At 71.8% G+C, this 18,190-nt stretch carries 16 protein-coding genes and 1 pseudogene; 6 read left to right on the top strand and 11 right to left on the bottom strand.

Annotated features, from left to right (window positions below):
* The first annotated feature begins 22 nt into the window (after positions 1-22).
* Positions 23-454, top strand: a complete 432-nt coding sequence (locus tag ACWEFL_RS10370) for a hypothetical protein (RefSeq protein ID WP_451710112.1) — start codon at positions 23-25, stop codon at positions 452-454.
* 157 nt (positions 455-611) lie between these two features.
* Positions 612-1,169 (top strand): annotated as a pseudogene (locus ACWEFL_RS10365) (SMI1/KNR4 family protein); the annotation flags it as partial.
* Between the two features lie 170 nt (positions 1,170-1,339).
* Here the strand turns inward: ACWEFL_RS10365 and ACWEFL_RS10360 are convergent.
* Positions 1,340-3,136 (bottom strand): MFS transporter, encoded by a 1,797-nt coding sequence (locus ACWEFL_RS10360; RefSeq protein ID WP_451710110.1) that lies wholly within the window; start codon positions 3,134-3,136, stop codon positions 1,340-1,342.
* 56 nt (positions 3,137-3,192) lie between these two features.
* On the opposite strand from ACWEFL_RS10360, the gene ACWEFL_RS10355 reads away from it, so the two are divergent.
* Entirely contained in the window at positions 3,193-3,777 is a 585-nt protein-coding gene (locus ACWEFL_RS10355) for a CGNR zinc finger domain-containing protein (RefSeq protein ID WP_451710108.1), read from the top strand.
* Between the two features lie 187 nt (positions 3,778-3,964).
* On the opposite strand, the gene ACWEFL_RS10350 is transcribed toward ACWEFL_RS10355, so the two are convergent.
* Complete coding sequence (locus ACWEFL_RS10350) at positions 3,965-4,540, bottom strand: histidine phosphatase family protein (protein ID WP_451710106.1); 576 nt, start codon at positions 4,538-4,540, stop codon at positions 3,965-3,967.
* Positions 4,541-4,755: 215 nt separating this feature from the next.
* On the bottom strand, positions 4,756-6,192 hold the full coding sequence (locus ACWEFL_RS10345) for an aminotransferase-like domain-containing protein (protein ID WP_451710105.1): 1,437 nt from the start codon (positions 6,190-6,192) through the stop codon (positions 4,756-4,758).
* Here ACWEFL_RS10345 and ACWEFL_RS10340 point away from each other — a divergent pair.
* Together ACWEFL_RS10340 and ACWEFL_RS10335 are read left to right on the top strand one after the other, a co-directional pair.
* Entirely contained in the window at positions 6,191-7,156 is a 966-nt protein-coding gene (locus tag ACWEFL_RS10340; protein ID WP_451710103.1) for a DMT family transporter, read from the top strand. The two genes, ACWEFL_RS10345 and ACWEFL_RS10340, sit on opposite strands and share 2 nt — an antisense overlap.
* Before the next feature lie 126 nt (positions 7,157-7,282).
* Positions 7,283-7,474 carry a DUF1918 domain-containing protein gene (locus ACWEFL_RS10335; RefSeq protein WP_451710101.1) on the top strand — a complete coding sequence of 64 codons (192 nt, stop codon included), beginning with the start codon at positions 7,283-7,285 and terminating at the stop codon, positions 7,472-7,474.
* Between the two features lie 183 nt (positions 7,475-7,657).
* Here ACWEFL_RS10335 and ACWEFL_RS10330 read toward each other — a convergent pair whose 3' ends face one another.
* Positions 7,658-8,839 (bottom strand): glycoside hydrolase family 10 protein, encoded by a 1,182-nt coding sequence (locus ACWEFL_RS10330; RefSeq protein ID WP_451710434.1) that lies wholly within the window; start codon positions 8,837-8,839, stop codon positions 7,658-7,660.
* A 415-nt stretch (positions 8,840-9,254) separates the two neighbouring features.
* On the opposite strand from ACWEFL_RS10330, the gene ACWEFL_RS10325 reads away from it, so the two are divergent.
* Complete coding sequence (locus ACWEFL_RS10325) at positions 9,255-10,127, top strand: 3-hydroxybutyryl-CoA dehydrogenase (RefSeq protein ID WP_451710100.1); 873 nt, start codon at positions 9,255-9,257, stop codon at positions 10,125-10,127.
* A 108-nt stretch (positions 10,128-10,235) separates the two neighbouring features.
* Here ACWEFL_RS10325 and pheT read toward each other — a convergent pair whose 3' ends face one another.
* The 7 genes from pheT to infC form a co-directional block, all read right to left on the bottom strand.
* A complete protein-coding gene (gene pheT, locus ACWEFL_RS10320) occupies positions 10,236-12,764 on the bottom strand; it encodes a phenylalanine--tRNA ligase subunit beta (protein WP_451710098.1) in 2,529 nt (842 codons plus the stop codon).
* Positions 12,764-13,888 (bottom strand): phenylalanine--tRNA ligase subunit alpha, encoded by a 1,125-nt coding sequence (gene pheS / locus ACWEFL_RS10315; protein WP_451710096.1) that lies wholly within the window; start codon positions 13,886-13,888, stop codon positions 12,764-12,766. The genes pheT and pheS overlap by 1 nt, the downstream gene beginning before the upstream one ends.
* A 161-nt stretch (positions 13,889-14,049) precedes the next feature.
* Entirely contained in the window at positions 14,050-15,171 is a 1,122-nt protein-coding gene (locus tag ACWEFL_RS10310) for an ATP-binding protein (protein WP_451710094.1), read from the bottom strand.
* Positions 15,172-15,310: 139 nt separating this feature from the next.
* Entirely contained in the window at positions 15,311-16,147 is an 837-nt protein-coding gene (locus ACWEFL_RS10305) for a TrmH family RNA methyltransferase (RefSeq protein WP_451710093.1), read from the bottom strand.
* Positions 16,148-16,401: 254 nt separating this feature from the next.
* Complete coding sequence (rplT, locus tag ACWEFL_RS10300; RefSeq protein WP_451710091.1) at positions 16,402-16,788, bottom strand: 50S ribosomal protein L20; 387 nt, start codon at positions 16,786-16,788, stop codon at positions 16,402-16,404.
* A 117-nt stretch (positions 16,789-16,905) separates the two neighbouring features.
* Entirely contained in the window at positions 16,906-17,100 is a 195-nt protein-coding gene (gene rpmI, locus ACWEFL_RS10295; RefSeq protein ID WP_313947359.1) for a 50S ribosomal protein L35, read from the bottom strand.
* A 123-nt stretch (positions 17,101-17,223) separates the two neighbouring features.
* Positions 17,224-17,844, bottom strand: a complete 621-nt coding sequence (infC, locus tag ACWEFL_RS10290) for a translation initiation factor IF-3 (RefSeq protein WP_451710432.1) — start codon at positions 17,842-17,844, stop codon at positions 17,224-17,226.
* Positions 17,845-18,190: the final 346 nt, after the last annotated feature.

The raw sequence follows: 18,190 nt of genomic DNA, 5'->3' as shown, positions 1-18,190 counted from the left end.
CGGTGCTCGTACCCTGCACGTCATGGCCGACTCGCCGACCGCCGGACTCACTCGCCCGGTGCGGGGCGTACAGGTGTACTCCCGCCAGACGCTCGGCGGCTGCGCGCCGACTTACGGCAGGGCGGAACTGGACTTCGAACCGGTCCCCGAGGGGGCGGTCTCGTCGTGCGAGTTCGCGTGTACGGCACTGCCGGAACCGGACGCCGCGTACGAGGAGGCGCTCGTCCGGGGCGTGTTGCGGGAGCTGGCCGGCGAAGGGACCACGGGCCCAGAAGCACGCCGGGGCGAGGCGGTGGGCGCACGGGTCGTCGTGCGGGCCCTGTCATGGCACTGGGTCGATTCCTGCGAGAGGGTGTTCGTGCGGCTGGGCGCCCTCGCGGTGCGGGAAGCCCTCCGGTGTGTGGCGGAGGACCGTGAGCCGCGGAGAATCGTGACGCGGGTCGGCCCGTACTGACGTACGACCCGGACCGCGAAGGCTCTGCGGGAACTCCTCACCCCGGCCTGAATCGGATCCGGATCACGCGGCATCGCACCGCGAGAACGCGTCGGGCGTACGGATCACGGGCTCCGGGTCGGCTCTCTCGCTCCGGGGGCCGGGAGCGGGCGCACGGACGCCGGGGCCTCGGGGACACGCCGGTCAGATCATCATCCTCAGCCATGAGGAGAACATCGGCGCCGGCCTGGTCGCCGACTCCCTCACCGACCTGGTGCTGAACGGGCACGGACGAGGACACGGCGTCCGTCACGAGGACCGGCCGCCGGCCGTGGCCAGGGTGAACATCCGCAGCCTGACGAGTATCGAGGCCGCCGCCCACGCGGAGCTGGAAGTGCTGAGCATCGGCGTGTGGGAGGGTGAGCCGCTCAGTCTCGCCCCCGTCACCGGGCTCCCCCGTCTCCGGACCCTCACCGCCTACCCCGGCACGCTCGCCGACCCCCTGGAGATCGCCGAGCTCGGCGGACTGGAGTTCCTGGAGCTCGGCCCGGAGGAGTGGCGCGTCCTCCTCGACGCCGGAGCCGTCCCGCGCAGCCTGTCGGCTGCCGCCATCGAGGTCCACGGCGACACGGACCCGCTCCCCGTCGTCGCCATCGCCAACGAACTCCTCGCCCTCTGGGACCGCCCTCCGATCACCCGGACCGTCCTCGAAGGCGACGTCGGCCCCATGACGTAGTCGCCGGTCGCGGCCGACGGTTCTGTGCGCGAGGGCGCCTGCCGGGACGACCGACCCGTCCGGCCGGAGCCTGGAGTCCGGGAGCTGTCGTACGGGGTGAGGCGACCCCGTGCGACTCGGGGATGACGCGACGAGTGGTCGCGTGGGCCGTCGGGTCGGCGCGCGCCGCCTCACGCCTCGACGGTGACCTTGATGGCTGTCATGTCCCGGTCGAAGTGAACCGCCGGCCAGTAGCCGTCCATCATGTATTTCTCGTCGACGTTCTCGTAGTGCAGCTCGCTCGTGGTCGGACCGGAGACCACGAGCGTCGAAGGGATCATGTCCCGGAGGAACTCGGTCTTCTCCTCATCGGTCTCGTCACCCTGGGCGCCCCAGCTCCACAGGTACTCCGTGGCGCGCTCGCGGACGGCGGCGAAGTCCGCGAGCAGGGACCGGACATGGGGCAGGAGCCCCCTGATGGTCTCCGGATCGAGTCTTCGGTCCGGATCGATGGAGTCGAAGGTCACCACCAGGTCCTGGTCCCCGGCGCGCACGGTCACATACCGTTCGTCGGTGATCCGGTCGAGGGCCGGGTAGTCGCCACTCTCCCGTCCGGTGGCGGTGGCGGGCCGCGGAGTCTCGGGCTCGTGCATGGGGTGCCTCCCTTGGCGACGGGCCGTCCGTAGCGCGGCCGCCTGCCACATTCTGCCGGTGACCGCCGACAGCGTGGGTGGCCACAGGACGTGGCAGAGCGCCGCCAGAAGCTGGACGAACGCGGCGGTCAGCAGGGCGCCCGGCAGGGACCGGACGGCGAGCGGGCCCGCCAGGGCCGCGCCGATCGCGAAGCCGGAGAGTTTGAGGCTCGCGCCCGTGGTGAAGACCTGGCCGCGCAGCCGCTCGGGGGCCTCCCGGTGGCGTATCGCGAACAGGGCGGTGAGCTGGGGGCCTTCGCCGATCCCGATGAGAACGACGGCGATGGCGAGCGGTACGGGGCGGGCCGTCGCCGCGAGCGCGAGCGCCGACGCGAGGAGGACGGTGCTCCAGCCGAGGATGGCGTCCGGGCTCAGCGGTCCGGCCCCGGGCGCGGGCGCGCGGGCGAGCAGCGCGTTGGCCACGAGTGCGGAGAGGGCGACGCCGGAGAGCAGGACCGTGCCCTGGCCGGCACCGCCGAGGACCCGTTCGCCCAGCAGGGGGGCGCAGGCGATGAGCATGCCCTGTCCGGCGCAGGAGATCACGGAGACCGCCGTCGCGCGGGCCAGGGGCCGTACGCGAGCGACCGCGCGGAATCCGGCGGCGAGGTCGGCGGAAACGGAGGACGCCGTGAAGCCGGAAGAGTCTGAAGAGGTGGAGGAGGCAGAGGAGTTGGTCGGGACGGCCGAGGTGGAGGTGGAGGTGGTGGACGGTACCGGCACACGGCCCGCCGCACCGGGCAGCGTCAGGGCCACGGGCAGGGCGAGCGCGACGAGCACGGCGGCCACGACCACTCCGGCGCCCGCGCCCGCGAGATGGGCGACCGCCCCGGCCAGCGCCGGGCCCAGCAGCCCGGCGGCGTTGAACGTCATCGCGTCCAGCGCGTTCGCGCGGGGCAGCGCGGCAGGCGGGACGACCCTCGGCAGCTGGGAGGTCCAGCCACCGGCCAGGGCGGGGCCCAGCAGACCCGCGAACACGGCGATCAGGACCGTGACGCCGATCGGGATCCGGCCGAGGCCGAGGAGAATCGCGATCAGCGCCACGGCGTATCCGGCCAGGGCTCCCGCGAGCAGCGCGCCGGGCCGGGCGGACCGGTCGAGCAGCACGCCGAAGAGCGGCCCGCCGACCGCCGCCGCGATCATGATTCCCGCCAGGAGCGCCGATCCCACGACGGCCGACCCCGTGACGGCGAGACCGGTGAGCAGCAGGGCCGGCCCGGACATCTCGTCGCCGGTCCTGGCCGCCGCCGCTCCTGCCGCGTAGCCCCACAACCCACCCCTTGCGTAGCGCTTCACCATGCGGATCACGTTATGCAGGTAACTCAAACCTTCGCCAGATGCGTTACATTCCGAGGATGGCAGCAGCACACGGCACCCCCGACGTCCCTTGGTCCGCCCGGCATTCGGTGCAGGCCGTGGCCGCCCGTACCGCGGCGCTGGTCACCGCCCTGACCTGTGAGGATCCACGAACGGACACCGTCGCCGCCGTACTGTTCGAGCATGGGGAGACGGAGCGGCCGGAGCTCTCCGAGCGGGACGTGGACGAGATGCGCACGGCCGCCGAGCGGATCCGCGAGGTGTTCGAGGCGGAGAGCGTCGACGAAGCCGCCGAACGCCTCAACCGGCTGCTGCCGCGGAGCACCGGGGTCCTGCGACTCACCTCCCACCACGGAACCTCGCCCTGGCACCCTCATCTCGACCGTCATGACGAAGGCCCCTGGGGCGAATGGCTGCTCGCCTCCTCCTGTCTGGCGCTGACAGTCCTCGTCTGGGACCGGCAGCGCCCGCCCGGCGGCGTCTGCGCGTCCCCCGCCTGCCGGAACGTCTTTCTCACCCAGGGCAGCGGGCCGGTGCGCCGCTACTGCTCGCGGCGGTGCGCGACCCGCGAGCGGGTGGCGGCGCACCGGCAGGCGAGGAAGTCCGCGGAATCGGCGTGCTGACGCGTCGTTCCGGCAGAAAGGCGTTCCGGCGGGAAGGCGTTCCGGAGCGGGGCCGCGAGTGCGCCGCCCTGGTCGGCCGTTCCGTAGAGGTCGGGGTCGCCGGGCAGGCGGTCCGTCCGGACGCGTTCGCAAAGGCGGTCGGACACCGACGGGAGGCGGGCCTGACCTACCCCGTGGGGAGCGGTCGCTACGCCGCCGTCTGGAGGCAGAGGTTCCAGTAGCCGGCCCGGCCGGAGAGGGTGACGGTCGACAGGGGACGGACGTCCACGTTCCAGTACGAGGACGGCGGCGCTTTCAACGCGTACACCAAGGCGGCCCGTACGACCGCCGGTTCGGCGACGGCGACGATGGAGCCGCCGTCCTCCGCGGGCCGAGTGTCCAGCCAGCCCCCTATGCGCCCGATGAACGCGAGCAGGGACTCGCCGCCGTGCGGCGCGGAACGCGGATCGGCGAGCCAGACGTCGACCGCGGCCGGTTCGAGGGCGGTGATCTCCGCGAGGGTGAAACCGCGCCAGCGGCCCATGTCGCAGTCGCGCAGCGCGGGCTGCGCCATCGGCGCGAAACCCAGCGCCTGGGCGGTGGCGCGGCTGCGCGCGGTCGGTGAGCAGTACCGCAGTTCGGCGGCGTTGAGCGGTACGAGGGCGTGCGCGGCGAGCCGCACCTCGTACCAGCCGGTCTGGTCGAGCGACCGGTCGTCGTCGAAGCGCTCGGTGAGCAGTGAGGAGCTGCGAGCCGCGGCCACCATCGTGATCCGAACACTCATGGCGCGATGGTGTGCGGGAAGGCCGTCGCCGGTCAAGGGGACAGATCCGCCCAGTCCGGTACGGGTGAACACCGACTCTCGCCCCCGGCGGCCGGAGCCCGGGACGCCCGCACGACGCCAGGACGCACGGGACGCCACGTCGGACGATACGCCCGGACATGCGGGACGCCCGGACAGACAAGACGCCCGGACATACGAGACGCGCGCCGCCCGCGTCAGCCGAGAACCTCGTCGCAGGCGGCGCGGAGCCGCCGGACGCCCTCGGCGATCTCCGCGACGCCCGCCACCCCGGCGAAGCCGAGCCGCAGATGTCCGGCCGGGGGTTCGGCGGAGAAGTACGGCCGTCCGGGAGCGAGCGCGACACCCGCGCGCAGGGCGGCGGAGAGCAGCGCGGCCTCGTCGGCCCCGTCGGGCAGACGCAGCCAGAGATGGTGGCCGCCGGACGGGATGTACGGCAGTGACAGCTCCGGCAGCCGGTCCAGCAGCGCGCCGGTCATCGTGTCCCGGCGGACCTTCAGCTCCGCGGCCAGCGTGCGCAGATGACGCTGCCACGCGGGCGAGCCGACCAGTTCCAGCGTGGCTTCCTGGAGCGGGCGGGCCACGAAGAGGCTGTCGACGACATGGATGGCGCGCAGTCGGTCCAGTACGGGCCCGCGGGCCGCGAGCATGCCGACGCGCAGGCTGGGCGAGGCCACCTTGGTGAGGGAGCTGACATGGACGACGACACCGTCCCGGTCGTCCGCGGCCAGCGTGCGCGGCAGGGGCCCGGCGTCCTCGTGGACGAGCCGTCGCGCGAAGTCGTCCTCGACGACGAAGGCTCCGGCGGCGCGGGCGATCCGCAGGACCTCGGGGCGGCGTCCCTCCGAGAGGATCGCGCCGGTGGGGTTCTGGAAGAGCGGCTGACAGACGAAGACACGGGCGCCGGTGGCGTCGAAGGCGGCGGCCAGCAGTTCGGTACGGACTCCGTGGGCGTCCACGGGGACGGGCACCGGCCGCAGTCCCGCCGCGCGGGCGATGGCGAGCATGCCGGGGTACGTGGGCGATTCCACCAGGACGGGCGCGCCGGGCGGGGCGAGTGCGCGCAGGGCCGTGGTCAGGGCCGACTGGCCACCGGCGGTGATCAGCACATCGGCGGCGGTGACGGTCTCCCCGAGCCCGCGGGCGAACCACTCCCGCAGTTCGGGCAGTCCTTCGATCGGCGGCCGTCCCCATACGCCGGGTCGGCGGCCCGCCCGAGCCAGGGCGGCGGCCATCGCGCGCTCCGGTTGCAGGGAGGGGTGGAGGTAGCCGCCGTTGAACTCGACGACGCCGGGCGGCGGAGCCGCGAGGGTGGCGAGGACCCCGGAGGCGTCGACGGTACGCGGCACGATCTCGCCCGCGACCCAGGCGCTGAGGGTGACCTCCTGCCAGGAAGTGTCCCCGGCGGGAGGAAGCTCGGGCCGGGCGAGGGCCCGGAACGCGCCGGCGCCGGGGCGGGTGACGACCAGCCCCTCGGCGGTGAGCTGGGCGAGCGCGCGGGAGACCGTCACCGGGGAGACCCGGTAGCGCTCGACAAGGACCCGACTCGACGGCAGCTTTCCGCCTGGCGAGTAGCGATTCATCTCCTGTCGCAGGGTGTTCGCCAGTTCGTCCACGCTGCTACGCTCATGCATGACAGCACAGGATAGCGCTACCGGCTCCGCGAGGATAGCGGTCGCCGCCGGCCCCCTTTCCTCCTCCGGCGACAGCCCGCCGTCCTCCCTCGGCGGCGGTTTCACTCCCTCCGGCAACGGAACGCTGCTCGCCGTACTGGGCGTGACCGCCTTCTCGCTGACCTTCCCCTCCACGGTCTGGGGCCTTGAGTCCTTCGGCCCCTGGTCCCTGGTGGCCCTGCGGAGTGTGCTCGCGGCGCTGATCGGGGCCGGTTTTCTGCTGGCGCTGAGGGTGCCGCTGCCCGAGCGCCGTCACTGGGGAGCCCTCGCGGTCGTCGCCGGTGGCGTGGTCGTGGGGTTCCCCCTGCTGACGACCCTCGCGCTCCAGACCTCCACCACCTCCCACGCGGCCGTGGTGGTGGGGCTCCTGCCGCTGACGACCGCGGTCCTCGCGGTCGTGCGCACCGGCCGCCGCCCTTCGCGTACGTTCTGGCTGGCGGCGCTCACCGGGGCGGCCGTGGTAATCGGCTTCACCGTGTCGCAGAGCGGCGGGTCGCTCCAGAGCGCCGATCTGTATCTCTTCGGCGCGCTGCTGGTCTGCGCCGCCGGATACACCGAGGGCGGACGGCTGGCCCGGTTCATGCCGGGCTGGCAGGTGGTGAGCTGGGCGCTGGTCCTCTGTCTGCCGCTCGCCGTGGCCGGCTCCGCGATCGCGCTGACGTACGAGCCGGTACGGCTGACGGGTCAGGGTGTGACCGGACTGTTCTGGGTCGCCGCGGTGTCGACCTTCTTCGGCCTGTACGTCTGGTACCGGGGCATGGCCGCGATCGGCATCGCCCGGGCCAGCCAGCTCCAGCTCGCGCAGCCGCTGCTCACCCTGGTCTGGTCGGTGTCCCTGCTCGGGGAACGCCTCTCCCCCGCGGCTCCGCTCGCCGCGGGGGCGGTCCTGGTCTGCATCGCGGTCACCCAGCGGGCCCGCACCTGAGCGCGCTCGCCCCGGACGGGGGCCGCCTGTCCGCGGTGTCCCCGGCCCCGGTGGCGGGCCGGGTCGGACGCGGGGTCGTAGACTCGGAAGCACGGACCACCACCGCCTTCGAGGAGGTCACTCCCGATGCATGCGAACGTGGGCGACAAACTGCTGGTGCACGGCAGGATCGTGGGCCAGCACGACCGGATCGCCGAGGTCGTCGAGGTACTGGGCGAGAAAGGCAGCCCGCCTTACCGCGTCCGCTTCGACGACGGGCACGAGGCACTGATGTCTCCGGGCCCCGACACCGTCGTCAGGCCGCACGAACACGCCTGACCATCACTTCCTACGACCACATGACCGCCCCGAACGTCCCGCGAAGGACCACGAGGGGGCCGTGTCCGAGGGGAGTGCGCCGTCACTCGCGCTCAGCGCGGTGAGGACGCCGTCCCCGCACACGGCCCCCTCGCGCGGGTCACGGACAGGCGCGCCGGACGGGAGCCTCCGGCGCGCCGCGCCTCACCCGCAGGGCTGCGCCCGGACCTGGTAGTGGTCGGCCACGACCTGCGCCATCGCCCCGATGCGGTCCCTGTCCACCTCCTTGGCGGAGAAGAAGCAGTGCCCGCGCACCTCGCCGTACTTCCGCGCCAGCGTCAGATGGCGTGAGAGTTCGGCGCGGTCCTGCCAGGGCTTGCCCTGTGCGGGGTCGCCCGCCTTGTAGAGGGCCTCGCCGATGTACAGGTCGACGCCCGTACCGCGTACGAGTCCGTTCCACCAGGGCAGCAGCTTGGCGTAGTCGGCGGCGGGGAAGCCGATGTTCCAGTAGATCTGCGGAACGATGTAGTCGATCCAGCCCTTCCTGACCCAGGTACGGGTGTCGGCGTGCAGATCGTCGTATGTCTCCACACCGGCCCGGGTGTCGGAGCCGAGGGGGTCGGTCGCGGCATTGCGCCAGACCGCGAAGGGGCTGATCCCGAAGCGGACGCCCTTGCGCGTCTCCTTGATGCGCCCCGACATCTCGCGGATCAGCCGGTCGATGTTGTCGCGCCGCCAGGACGCCCTGTCGGGGAAGGCCGAGCCGTGGCGGGCGTACTCCTTGTCGTCGGCGAAGACCTGCCCGGCCGCCGGATAGGGGTAGAAGTAGTCGTCGAAGTGGACCGCGTCGATGTCGTAGCGGCGTACGGCGTCGAGCATCGCCTCCTGGACGAAGGCCCGGACCGCGGGGACGCCGGGGTTGTAGAACAGCTTCCCGTCGTACGGAAGAACCCAGTCCGGGTGCACACGGGCCGGGTGTTCGGGGTGCAGCCGGGCCGGATCGGTGTGGGACGCGACGCGGTACGGGTTGAACCAGGCGTGCAGTTCGAGGCCCCTGCGGTGGGCCTCCGTCACGGCCGTGCCGAGCGGGTCCCAGCCGGGGTCCTTGCCCTGAACCCCGGTGAGAGACCGGGACCAGGGCTCGTGCGGGGACGGCCACAGCGCGTCGGCGGACGGTCTGACCTGGAACACGACGGTGTTCAGCCCGCGGGCGACGGCGAGGTCGAGACGTTCGAGGAGTTCGGTGCGCTGCCGGGCGGCCGACAGCCCGGTCCGGGAGGGCCAGTCGAGGTTGGCGACCGTCGCCAGCCACATGCCCCGGAACTCGCGCCGCGGGGCCGACCGGCCGTTCGCGGACGCGGCGCTCGCGTCCCCCGCGGTCACCATGGCGGCGACCGCTCCCGCCGCGGCCGTCACCAGCGTCCTCCTGCCGAGGCTTCCCCTTCGACCGTCACGATCCATGCGCCCCTCCGATACTCAGCCGACACGTCCTCCGACACGGCCTCGATGCCCGTCGGTCCACGGCACAGCATGCCTGCCGACAGGGCCTGTACGTCGGATCCCGCCGGGCTCGCGTGCCGCGGAACGCCACCGGAGCCCTCGGCCCGGGGCTCGAGAACACCCCGAGAGCGTCCGCGCCGGACCCCGCTCCCCGCCCCGTCCCGATCCGGCGAACAGGCCCCTGGCGTCGTCCTTTCCCACGCCCGGAGTAACGTCATGGGGTCGACGCGGGCACCGGACCATATGGGAGAACCCGGAACCATATGCGGATTCCCGCACCGAAATCTGCGAAAGGCACGAGGTGACGGACTCAAAGGCCGACATTGCACGCGTCGGAGTGGTGGGCTGCGGCCAGATGGGCGCGGGCATCGCGGAGGTGTGCGCCCGCAGCGGCCTGGATGTGAGGGTCGCCGAAACCACGGGCGAGGCCCTGGAGATCGGCCGCACCCGTCTCTACAACTCCCTCTCGAAAGCCGCCGAACGCGGCAAGATCACCGAGGAGGAGCGTGACGCCACGCTGGAGCGCCTGAGCTTCACCACGGATCTCGGAGAGTTCGCCGACCGCGATCTCGTGATCGAGGCAGTGGTGGAGAACGAGCAGGTCAAGACGGAGATCTTCCAGGTGCTCGATCAGGTGGTGACACGGCAGGACGCGATTCTCGCCTCCAACACGTCCTCCATCCCGCTGGTGAAGCTGGCCGTCGCGACCTCGCGGCCCGATCAGGTGGTCGGCATCCACTTCTTCAATCCGGCCCCGGTCCAGAAGCTGGTCGAGCTGATCCCGGCGCTGACCACCTCCGAGGAGACGATCAAGCGCTCCGAGGCCATGGTCCGGGACCTGCTGGGCAAGCACGCCATCCGTGCGCAGGACCGCTCGGGTTTCGTGGTGAACGCGCTGCTCATCCCGTATCTGCTCTCCGCGATCCGGATGTTCGAGTCGGGCATCGCCAGCCGCGAGGACATCGACAACGGCATGGAACTGGGCTGCGCGCACCCGATGGGCCCGCTCAAGCTCTCCGATCTGATCGGCCTGGACACGGTGGCCTCGGTCGCGGACTCGATGTACGCGGAGTTCAAGGAGCCGCTGTACGCCGCTCCCCCGCTGCTTCAGCGGATGGTGGACGCGGGGCGCCTCGGCCGTAAGTCGGGATCGGGGTTCTACCCGTACTCCTGACCCGCCCGCTGTCGTCGGTCACCGAGAAACCCGAAGGCGCTGCCACCGCTCAGTGCGGTGGCAGCGCCTTCCTTACGCGGGTGACGCGGGGCCCGGCGGCCGACGGGGTCAGGCTCCGCGCAGAACCGCGCCCAGGCGCTCGGCGGCGAGCGCCACCGCCGCGTCACGCGCGGCCGTGGCCTCCTCCACCGTCAGCGTGCGGTCGGCGGCACGGAACCGGAGGGCGTACGCCAGCGACTTCTTGCCCTCGCCGATCTGCTCGCCGGTGAAGACGTCGAACAGCCGGATGGATTCCAGCAGTTCACCCGCGCCGACGGCGAGCAGATTCTCCACGGCGGCGGCCGGGATCCTCTGGTCGACGACGAGCGCCACGTCCTGGGTGGCCACCGGGAAGGTGGAGATGCGCGGTGCGACCAGAGCCGGTTCGGCGGCCCGCTCCACCAGGTCCAGGTTCAGTTCCATGGCGCAGGTCCGGGCGGGCAGTCCGAGCGCCTTGACGACACGGGGGTGCAGCTCTCCCGCGTAGCCGACGGAGGTCTTCACCCCGTCGACGGCGACGGACAGCTCGGCGCAGCGGCCGGGGTGCCAGGGGCCGTACTGTGCCTGGTCGACGGTGAGTTCGGTCCCGGTCTCGCGGGCGATCAGACGGGCGGCCCCGACGGCGTCCGCCCAGTCGGCCGGGCGGCCACGGCCCCACCAGCCGGCCTGCTCGCGGGCTCCGGCGAGGACGACCGCGGCGTGCCGCGGCTGTACGGGCAGAGCCGCGTCCAGGTCCGCCAGTTCCCGGTCGGTCGGCCTGCGGTCGACGGGCAGGGCGGCGGCGACGCGGGGCTCGTCGGCGGGGTGGAAGACCAGCCCGGTTTCGAAGAGCGCAAGGTCGTGGCCGCCGCGGCCGTCGTTGCGGCGGAGCGCGCCGAGCAGTCCGGGCAGCAGCGTGGTGCGGAGCGCGGGCTCCTCGTCGGAGAGCGGGTTGACGAGCTTGACGAGCCGGCGGCAGGGGTCGTCGGCCGGGAGGCCGAGCTGGTCGAGGACCTGCTCCCCGATGAACGGGTAGTTCAGCGCCTCCGTGTAGCCCGCCCCGGCGAGTGCGCGGCCGACCCGGCGGTGCAGCCGCTGCCGGGAGGTGAGCCCGCGGCCGGACGGTGGCTTGGGCAGGGTGGAGGGCAGGTTCTCGTAGCCCTCCAGCCGGATGACCTCTTCGGCGAGGTCGTTCGGCGCGGCGAGGTCGGGACGCCAGGAGGGGACGGTGACGACCAGTTCGTCCTGGCCGTAGACGTCGCAGCCGATCTCCTGGAGGCGGCGTACGACGGTCTCACGGCCGTAGGCGACACCGGCGACCCTGTCGGGGTGGTCGGCGGGCATGGCGACGGTACGGGGCGCGGACGGCGCGATGACATGGGTGACACCGGCCTCGGCGGTGCCTCCGGCGAGCAGCACCAGCAGGTCCACGGTCCGCTGGGCGGCCGCCGCGGCGGCGAGCGGGTCCACTCCGCGCTCGAAGCGCCGGGACGCCTCGGAGGAGAGCTTGTGACGGCGGGCTGTGCGGGCGATGGAGACGGCGTCGAAGTGCGCGGCCTCGATGACGACCTCGGTGGTGCCCCGGACCTCGCAGGTCTCGGGGTCGGTCACGGCGTCGGCGATCTCGGTGTTCGCGCCGCCCATGACGCCCGCGAGACCGATCGGCCCGCGGTCGTCGGTGATGACCAGGTCCTCGGCGTCCAGGACACGCTTGACGCCGTCCAGCGTGGTGAGCTTCTCGCCGGGCTCCGCGCGGCGGACGCCGATCGCGCCGTCGATGAGGGTGCGGTCGTACGCGTGGAGCGGCTGTCCCAGCTCCAGCATCACGTAGTTGGTGATGTCGACGGCGAGCGAGATCGGGCGCATGCCGGCCTTCTGGAGGCGGCGGGTGAGCCAGATCGGGGAGCGGGCCTCGGGGTCGAGGCCGACGACGGTCCGCGCGGTGAAGCGGTCGCAGCCGACGGGGTCGGCGACCTTGACCGGGTAGCCGTACGAGTTGGGTCCGGGGACGTCGAGGAGCGCCGGGTCGCGCAGCGGCAGCCCGTAGGCGGTGGCGGCCTCGCGGGCGACTCCGCGCATCGACAGGGCGTAGCCGCGGTCGGGTGTGACGGCGATGTCGAGGACCTCGTCGTACAGCTCCAGCAGCTCGATGGCGTCGGTGCCGACCTCGTGCTCGGGCGGGAGCACGATGATGCCGCCGCTCCCGTCGTCGCCCATGCCCAGCTCGTCGGCGGAGCAGATCATGCCGCGGGACATCCGGCCGTAGGTCTTGCGCTCGGCGATCTGGAAGTCGCCGGGCAGGACGGCGCCGGGCAGGACGACGACGACCTTGTCGCCGACGGCGAAGTTCCGGGCGCCGCAGACGATCTCCTGGGGCTCGCCGGTCCCGTTGGCCCGGCCGACGTCGACCGTGCAGTGGCGGATGGGCTTCTTGAACTCGGTCAGCTCCTCGATCGTGAGGACCCGGCCGACGACCAGCGGGCCCTTGAGTCCCGCGCCGAGCTGCTCGACGGTCTCGACCTCCAGCCCTGCCGCGACGAGCTTCGTCTGTACGTCACGGCCGGTCTGCGTCGCCGGCAGGTCGACGTACTCCCGCAGCCATGAAAGCGGGACCCTCATCAGATCTCCATCCCGAACGGCCGGGTGAACCGGACGTCACCCTCGACCATGTCTCGCATGTCTTCGACGTTGTGGCGGAACATCAGCATCCGTTCGATGCCGAACCCGAAGGCGAATCCGCTGTACTTCTCCGGGTCCACACCGCAGGCGACGAGCACCTTGGGGTTGACCATTCCGCAGCCGCCCAGCTCGATCCAGCCCTCGCTGGAGCAGGTGCGGCAGGGGCGGTCGGGGTTGCCGACGGACTCGCCTCGGCAGATGTAGCAGACCATGTCCATCTCGGCGGACGGCTCGGTGAAGGGGAAGAAGTTCGGCCGCAGCCGGGTCTTCATCCCCTCGCCGCCGAAGAGCGACTGGACCATGTGGTCCATGGTGCCCTTGAGGTCGGCCATGGTGAGCCCCTCGTCGACGGCGAGCAGCTCGACCTGGTGGAAGACGGGGGTGTGGGTGGCGTCCAGCTCGTCGGTGCGGTAGACCCGGCCGGGGCAGATGACGTACACCGGCAGCTCACGGTCCATGAGCGAGCGGATCTGCACGGGAGAGGTGTGGGTCCGCAGGACGACTCCGGACTCGGCTCCGCCTTCGGGGCCCTGGACGAAGAAGGTGTCGGCCTCGCCGCGCGCGGGGTGGTCGGGGCCGATGTTGAGGGCGTCGAAGTTGAACCACTCGGCCTCGGCCTGTGGTCCTTCGGCGACCTCGTAGCCCATGGCCACGAAGATGTCCTCGATGCGCTCCGAGAGCGTGGTGAGGGGGTGGCGGGCGCCCGCCGGGACGCGGTCGTACGGCAGGGTGACGTCCACCGCCTCCTCGACCAGCACCCGTGTGTCGCGCTCGGCCTCCAGTTCGGCCTGGCGGGCGGCGAGCGCCTTGTTCACGGCGCCGCGCGCCTGCCCGACGCGCTTGCCGGCCTCGGCCTTCGCCTGTGGCGGCAGGGCGCCGATCTCGCGGTTGGCGAGCGCGAGGGGCGAGGTTCCGCCGGTGTGCGCGACCTTCGCCTGAGCGAGCGCGTCGAGGTCGCCCGCGGCGGCGAAGGCGGCGAGCGCCTCGTCCCGCATGCGCTCGATCTCTTCCGGTTTCAGTGCCTCGACCTCGACGGGGTCGTAGGACTTGTTGGGTGCCGACATCTCTTCCCGTGCTTCCGTTTGGCTGGTGGGCGCGGCCCCGCTCGACGACTGAGGACGCAAAGGTGCCAAGGGTCGAGTCTAAAGGTCGCCGGAGGGGTGCGATTGCGGGGACGGTCCCCCTGGCCCGGTGGCCGGGCCCTGTGATGGTGCCCGCGGGCTGCTCAGGCCAGATAGGCGGGAGCGCCGACGGGCAGGATAAATCGGAACTCGGCGCCGCCGCCGGGTCCGCGGCCGACGGTGATCGTACCGCCGTGCGCCTCGACGATGCCCTTGACGATATAGAGGCCGAGGCCCGTCCCGCCACGCTTGCTCCCCCGCCAGAAGCGGGTGAAGACACGGCCCATCGACTCCTCGGGGATGCCGGGGCCTTCGTCGCTCACGGTGACCGCCGTGCCCTTCTCGTCGTCCTTCGCCGCTGCCGGCGCCACTTCGATGGTGACGGTTCCCTCGCCGTGGCGCACCGCGTTTTCCAGCAGATTGCCGAGGACCTGGTCGATTTTGTCGGGGTCGGCCCAGAGCTCGGGCAGATCGCGCCGGATGCGGACGAAGAACCGGTCGGGGCGCTGACCACTGGCTATATGGGCATGGACATGGCGTCCGACGGCGGCGGCGATGTTCACGGGCTGGCGTCGCACTTCGAGGCGTCCGGAGTCGATGCGGGAGATGTCGAGGAGTTCGGTGATCAGCCGGGTGACGCGGTTGGCGTCGGCGTCGACGGTCTCCAGCATCAGCCGCTTCTGGTCGTCGGTGAAGCGTTCCCACTTCGCGAGCAGGGTCGCGGTGAACCCCTTGACGGAGGTGAGCGGGGAGCGCAGCTCATGGGCGACGGTGGCGATCAGCTCGGCGTGGCTGCGCTCGTTGCGGCGGCGGGCCTCGGTGCCGCGCAGGCTGACGACGAGCCGGCGCATCGGCCCGGTCGGGTACTCGCGGACATAGCGGGCGGAGACGAGGACCTCACGGCCGCCGGGGAGCAGCAGATACCGCTCGGGCTGGCCGACCCGGGTGGCGAGCCCGCCGTACGGATCGGTCAGCGCCCACCAGCGCCGGCCCTTGAGGTCCTCCAGCGGCAGGGCGCGCTCCAGGGGCAGTCCGATGGCGTCGGCGCGGGGGACGGCGGTGATCCTGGTGGCGGCGGCGTTGAAACAGATCACCCGGCCCGTCTCATCGGCGACGACGAGTCCGTCGGGGAGGTCGTCCGGGTCGATGGCCGATATCTCGGGATCGCCGGAGGAGCACCGCACCGTCCCGCGTGTCTTTGCAGGTCCGCTCGTCCCGACAGCCATGCCCGTACCCCACCTCTCCACCGGCGCACTGGGCCACCGGGCCCGTCACCCTACTAGTTCCGTATGACAGTGCTAGGCCGCTGAGCGACTCCGTCCCCCGCGATGGGCCGCCGCCCGGTGCGTCGGTCCGCCGTCGCGTTCAGCGAGCGCCACCGGCGCGCTGGGCGCGCGCCGAGGCGTAGAGACATACGGCGGCGGCGGTCGCGAGGTTCAGACTCTCGGCTTTTCCGTGGATGGGAACGCGTACGACGGCGTCCGCGAGGGCCCTGGTCTCCTCGGGCAGGCCCCATGCCTCGTTGCCGAAGATCCATGCCGTGGGCCCGCCCATGGTGCCCGCGTCGAGTTCGTCGTCGAGATCGTCCTCGCCCGCGCCGTCGGCGGCGAGCACCCGTACCCCGGCGTCCCTCAGCCGTCGTACGGCCTGTTCGACGGGTACGCCGACGGCGACGGGCAGATGGAAGTGCGAGCCGACCGAGGCGCGTACCGCCTTGGGGTTGTACAGATCGACGGAGGCGTCGGTGAGGACGACGGCGTCGGCCCCGGCGGCGTCGGCGCACCGGAGCACGGTGCCCGCGTTGCCGGGGTCGCGCACATGGGCGAGGACGGCGACCAGCGTGGGCCCCGACCGGACGATCTCCTCGAAGGGCGTGTCCAGGAACCGGCAGACGCCGACGAGCCCTTGCGGGGTGACGGTCGTGGAGATGTCCGCGATCACCGTCTCGTCCGCGAGGTGCACCCGGGCACCGGCGTCCCGTGCCGCGCCGATGATGTCGGCGTACCGCTCGGCGGCGTCGAGGGTGGTGAAGAGTTCGACCAGCGTGGGCGTGCCGCCGGCCCGGTGGCCGGCCGCTTCGCGTACCGCCTGCGGCCCCTCGGCGAGGAAGAGCCGCTCCTTGCCCCGGAAGTTCCGCCGCGCCAGCCTTCGCGCGGCGGCGACGCGGGACGAACGCGGGGAGATCAGCTCGGGAGCGGCCATGGGCTCACTTTCATGGGGAGCGGGGTGCGGGCGGGCTCTTCGCCGTACGGACCGTGTGGGCAGGAGCGCGCACTCCACGGGACGGACGCCCTGAACGGGCCCGGCCCGGTTCCGCGGGCGGCCGGCCCGCAGGGCGGCCGCCCGGCCGGACACACCGGACCCGCAGGCCCGTGAACTGCGGGTGCCTGCGGGTCCGAAGGTATGCGCCTCGGCGCGTGTCCCCGGAGCGCGCGCGGCGCTCGGGAGCACACGGCTCAGGCAGCGGCCCTGGGGGCGTTGACGTCGGCCGGGAGGGCCTTCTGCGCGACCTCGACCAGCGCGGCGAACGCGTTGGCGTCGTTGACGGCCAGCTCCGCGAGGATCTTGCGGTCCACCTCGATGTTGGCGGCCTTCAGACCCTGGATGAGGCGGTTGTACGTCATGCCGTTCTGGCGGGCAGCGGCGTTGATGCGCTGAATCCACAGCTGACGGAAGTCGCCCTTGCGCTTCTTGCGGTCGTTGTAGTTGTAGACCAGCGAGTGGGTGACCTGCTCCTTGGCCTTGCGGTACAGGCGCGAACGCTGCCCGCGGTAGCCGCTGGCCTGCTCCAGGATCGCCCGGCGCTTCTTGTGGGCGTTGACTGCCCGCTTGACGCGTGCCACTTGTTAACTCCTTGTAGCGGGGCTGGAATCCACGGTGTCAGTGGCCCAGCCCGAATTCGAATGGGTCCCGGTCCAGACGTCGCACCTCCGTCTCCGCCAGCGGAGACGGCAGCGACGTCACTTGCCGAGAAGCTTCTTGATCTTCTTGGCGTCGGCCGGAGCCATCTCGGCGTTGCCCGAGAGGCGACGCGTCAACGTGGACGGCTTGTGCTCGAGCAGGTGGCGCTTGCCGGCGCGCTCGCGGAGCACCTTGCCGGAGCCGGTGATCTTGAAGCGCTTCTTGGCACCGCTGTGCGTCTTGTTCTTCGGCATCGCGCCGTATCTCCTCGTCAGTGGCGCTTCCCCGGCACACGGGTACCGGCGTGCGGAAGCGTCAGGCTCTTCGTTTCTGGGTCCGGGCGGGACCCGGGGCGCCTTTGCGGGCGGCCCCCGGGGTCACCCCTCGGAGGGCGTCTCCGCGGGCGCGTCGGCGTGAGCCTTCGTCGCGTCGCGGTCTGCCTTGCGTGCGGCCTGGGCCTCACGCGCCTCGGCCATGGCTTCGGTCTTCTTCTTGTGCGGGCCAAGAACCATGATCATGTTCCGGCCGTCCTGCTTCGGGTTCGACTCGATGAATCCGAGTTCCTCGACATCGGAAGCGAGACGCTGGAGCAGACGGAAGCCGAGTTCGGGGCGGGACTGCTCACGGCCACGGAACATGATCGTGATCTTGACCTTGTCGCCCTGCTTGAGGAACCGGACGACGTGACCCTTTTTGGTGTCGTAGTCGTGCGGGTCGATCTTCGGCCGGAGCTTCATTTCCTTGATGACCGTGTGCGCCTGGTTCTTGCGCGCCTCACGGGCCTTCATGGCCGACTCGTACTTGAACTTCCCGTAGTCCATGAGCTTGCACACGGGCGGCCGGGCGTTCGCCGCGACCTCGACCAGGTCGAGGTCGTACTCCTGGGCGAGCTCAAGGGCCTTGGCGAGCGGGACGATGCCCACCTGCTCGCCGCTGGGTCCGACAAGCCGCACTTCCGGAACGCGAATCCGGTCGTTGATGCGGGGCTCGGCGCTGATGGATCCTCCTCGGTAGCACCACGCGGCCGACTGGGAGGCAGCCGCGTAACGTCTGTTTGTGAGACCAACCGCGCCGGAACGAGAAAACGCCCCGGACGGGACACAGGCGGCAGCTCCTCGAATACCGGAGCACCGCCGCGGTGAGCCGCGGGGCGCGCATCGGGCGACTTCCATCGTCCGTACGGAACGATGGCAGCGCCTGACCGGTGACCCGCCGTCCTGGAGGACGGCCAGGTGGGAGATCGGAGCCTCCACTTGTGGGCCGGACACACACGTGTCCAGCCGGTCGTCACACAAGGTTAGCAGCTCCGGCCGGAACCGGCTAACCGGTGGCCGCGGCCGTGTC

The organism is Streptomyces sp. NPDC004838 (assembly GCF_053600955.1).
This window is presented reverse-complemented; position numbering and strand designations above follow the sequence as displayed.

Excerpts from the sequence above, each read along its gene's own strand:
- ACWEFL_RS10340 (WP_451710103.1), top strand. The coding sequence starts at position 6,191 with ATGACAGCACAGGATAGCGCTACCGGCTCCGCGAGGATAGCGGTCGCC.
- ACWEFL_RS10360 (WP_451710110.1), bottom strand. The coding sequence starts at position 3,136 with ATGGTGAAGCGCTACGCAAGGGGTGGGTTGTGGGGCTACGCGGCAGGA.
- rpmI (WP_313947359.1), bottom strand. The coding sequence starts at position 17,100 with ATGCCGAAGAACAAGACGCACAGCGGTGCCAAGAAGCGCTTCAAGATC.
- ACWEFL_RS10355 (WP_451710108.1), top strand. The coding sequence starts at position 3,193 with ATGGCAGCAGCACACGGCACCCCCGACGTCCCTTGGTCCGCCCGGCAT.
- ACWEFL_RS10305 (WP_451710093.1), bottom strand. The coding sequence starts at position 16,147 with ATGGCCGCTCCCGAGCTGATCTCCCCGCGTTCGTCCCGCGTCGCCGCC.
- ACWEFL_RS10370 (WP_451710112.1), top strand. The coding sequence starts at position 23 with ATGGCCGACTCGCCGACCGCCGGACTCACTCGCCCGGTGCGGGGCGTA.
- ACWEFL_RS10345 (WP_451710105.1), bottom strand. The coding sequence starts at position 6,192 with ATGCATGAGCGTAGCAGCGTGGACGAACTGGCGAACACCCTGCGACAG.
- pheS (WP_451710096.1), bottom strand. The coding sequence starts at position 13,888 with ATGTCGGCACCCAACAAGTCCTACGACCCCGTCGAGGTCGAGGCACTG.
- ACWEFL_RS10335 (WP_451710101.1), top strand. The coding sequence starts at position 7,283 with ATGCATGCGAACGTGGGCGACAAACTGCTGGTGCACGGCAGGATCGTG.
- pheT (WP_451710098.1), bottom strand. The coding sequence starts at position 12,764 with ATGAGGGTCCCGCTTTCATGGCTGCGGGAGTACGTCGACCTGCCGGCG.
- ACWEFL_RS10310 (WP_451710094.1), bottom strand. The coding sequence starts at position 15,171 with ATGGCTGTCGGGACGAGCGGACCTGCAAAGACACGCGGGACGGTGCGG.
- ACWEFL_RS10330 (WP_451710434.1), bottom strand. The coding sequence starts at position 8,839 with ATGGTGACCGCGGGGGACGCGAGCGCCGCGTCCGCGAACGGCCGGTCG.
- ACWEFL_RS10350 (WP_451710106.1), bottom strand. The coding sequence starts at position 4,540 with ATGAGTGTTCGGATCACGATGGTGGCCGCGGCTCGCAGCTCCTCACTG.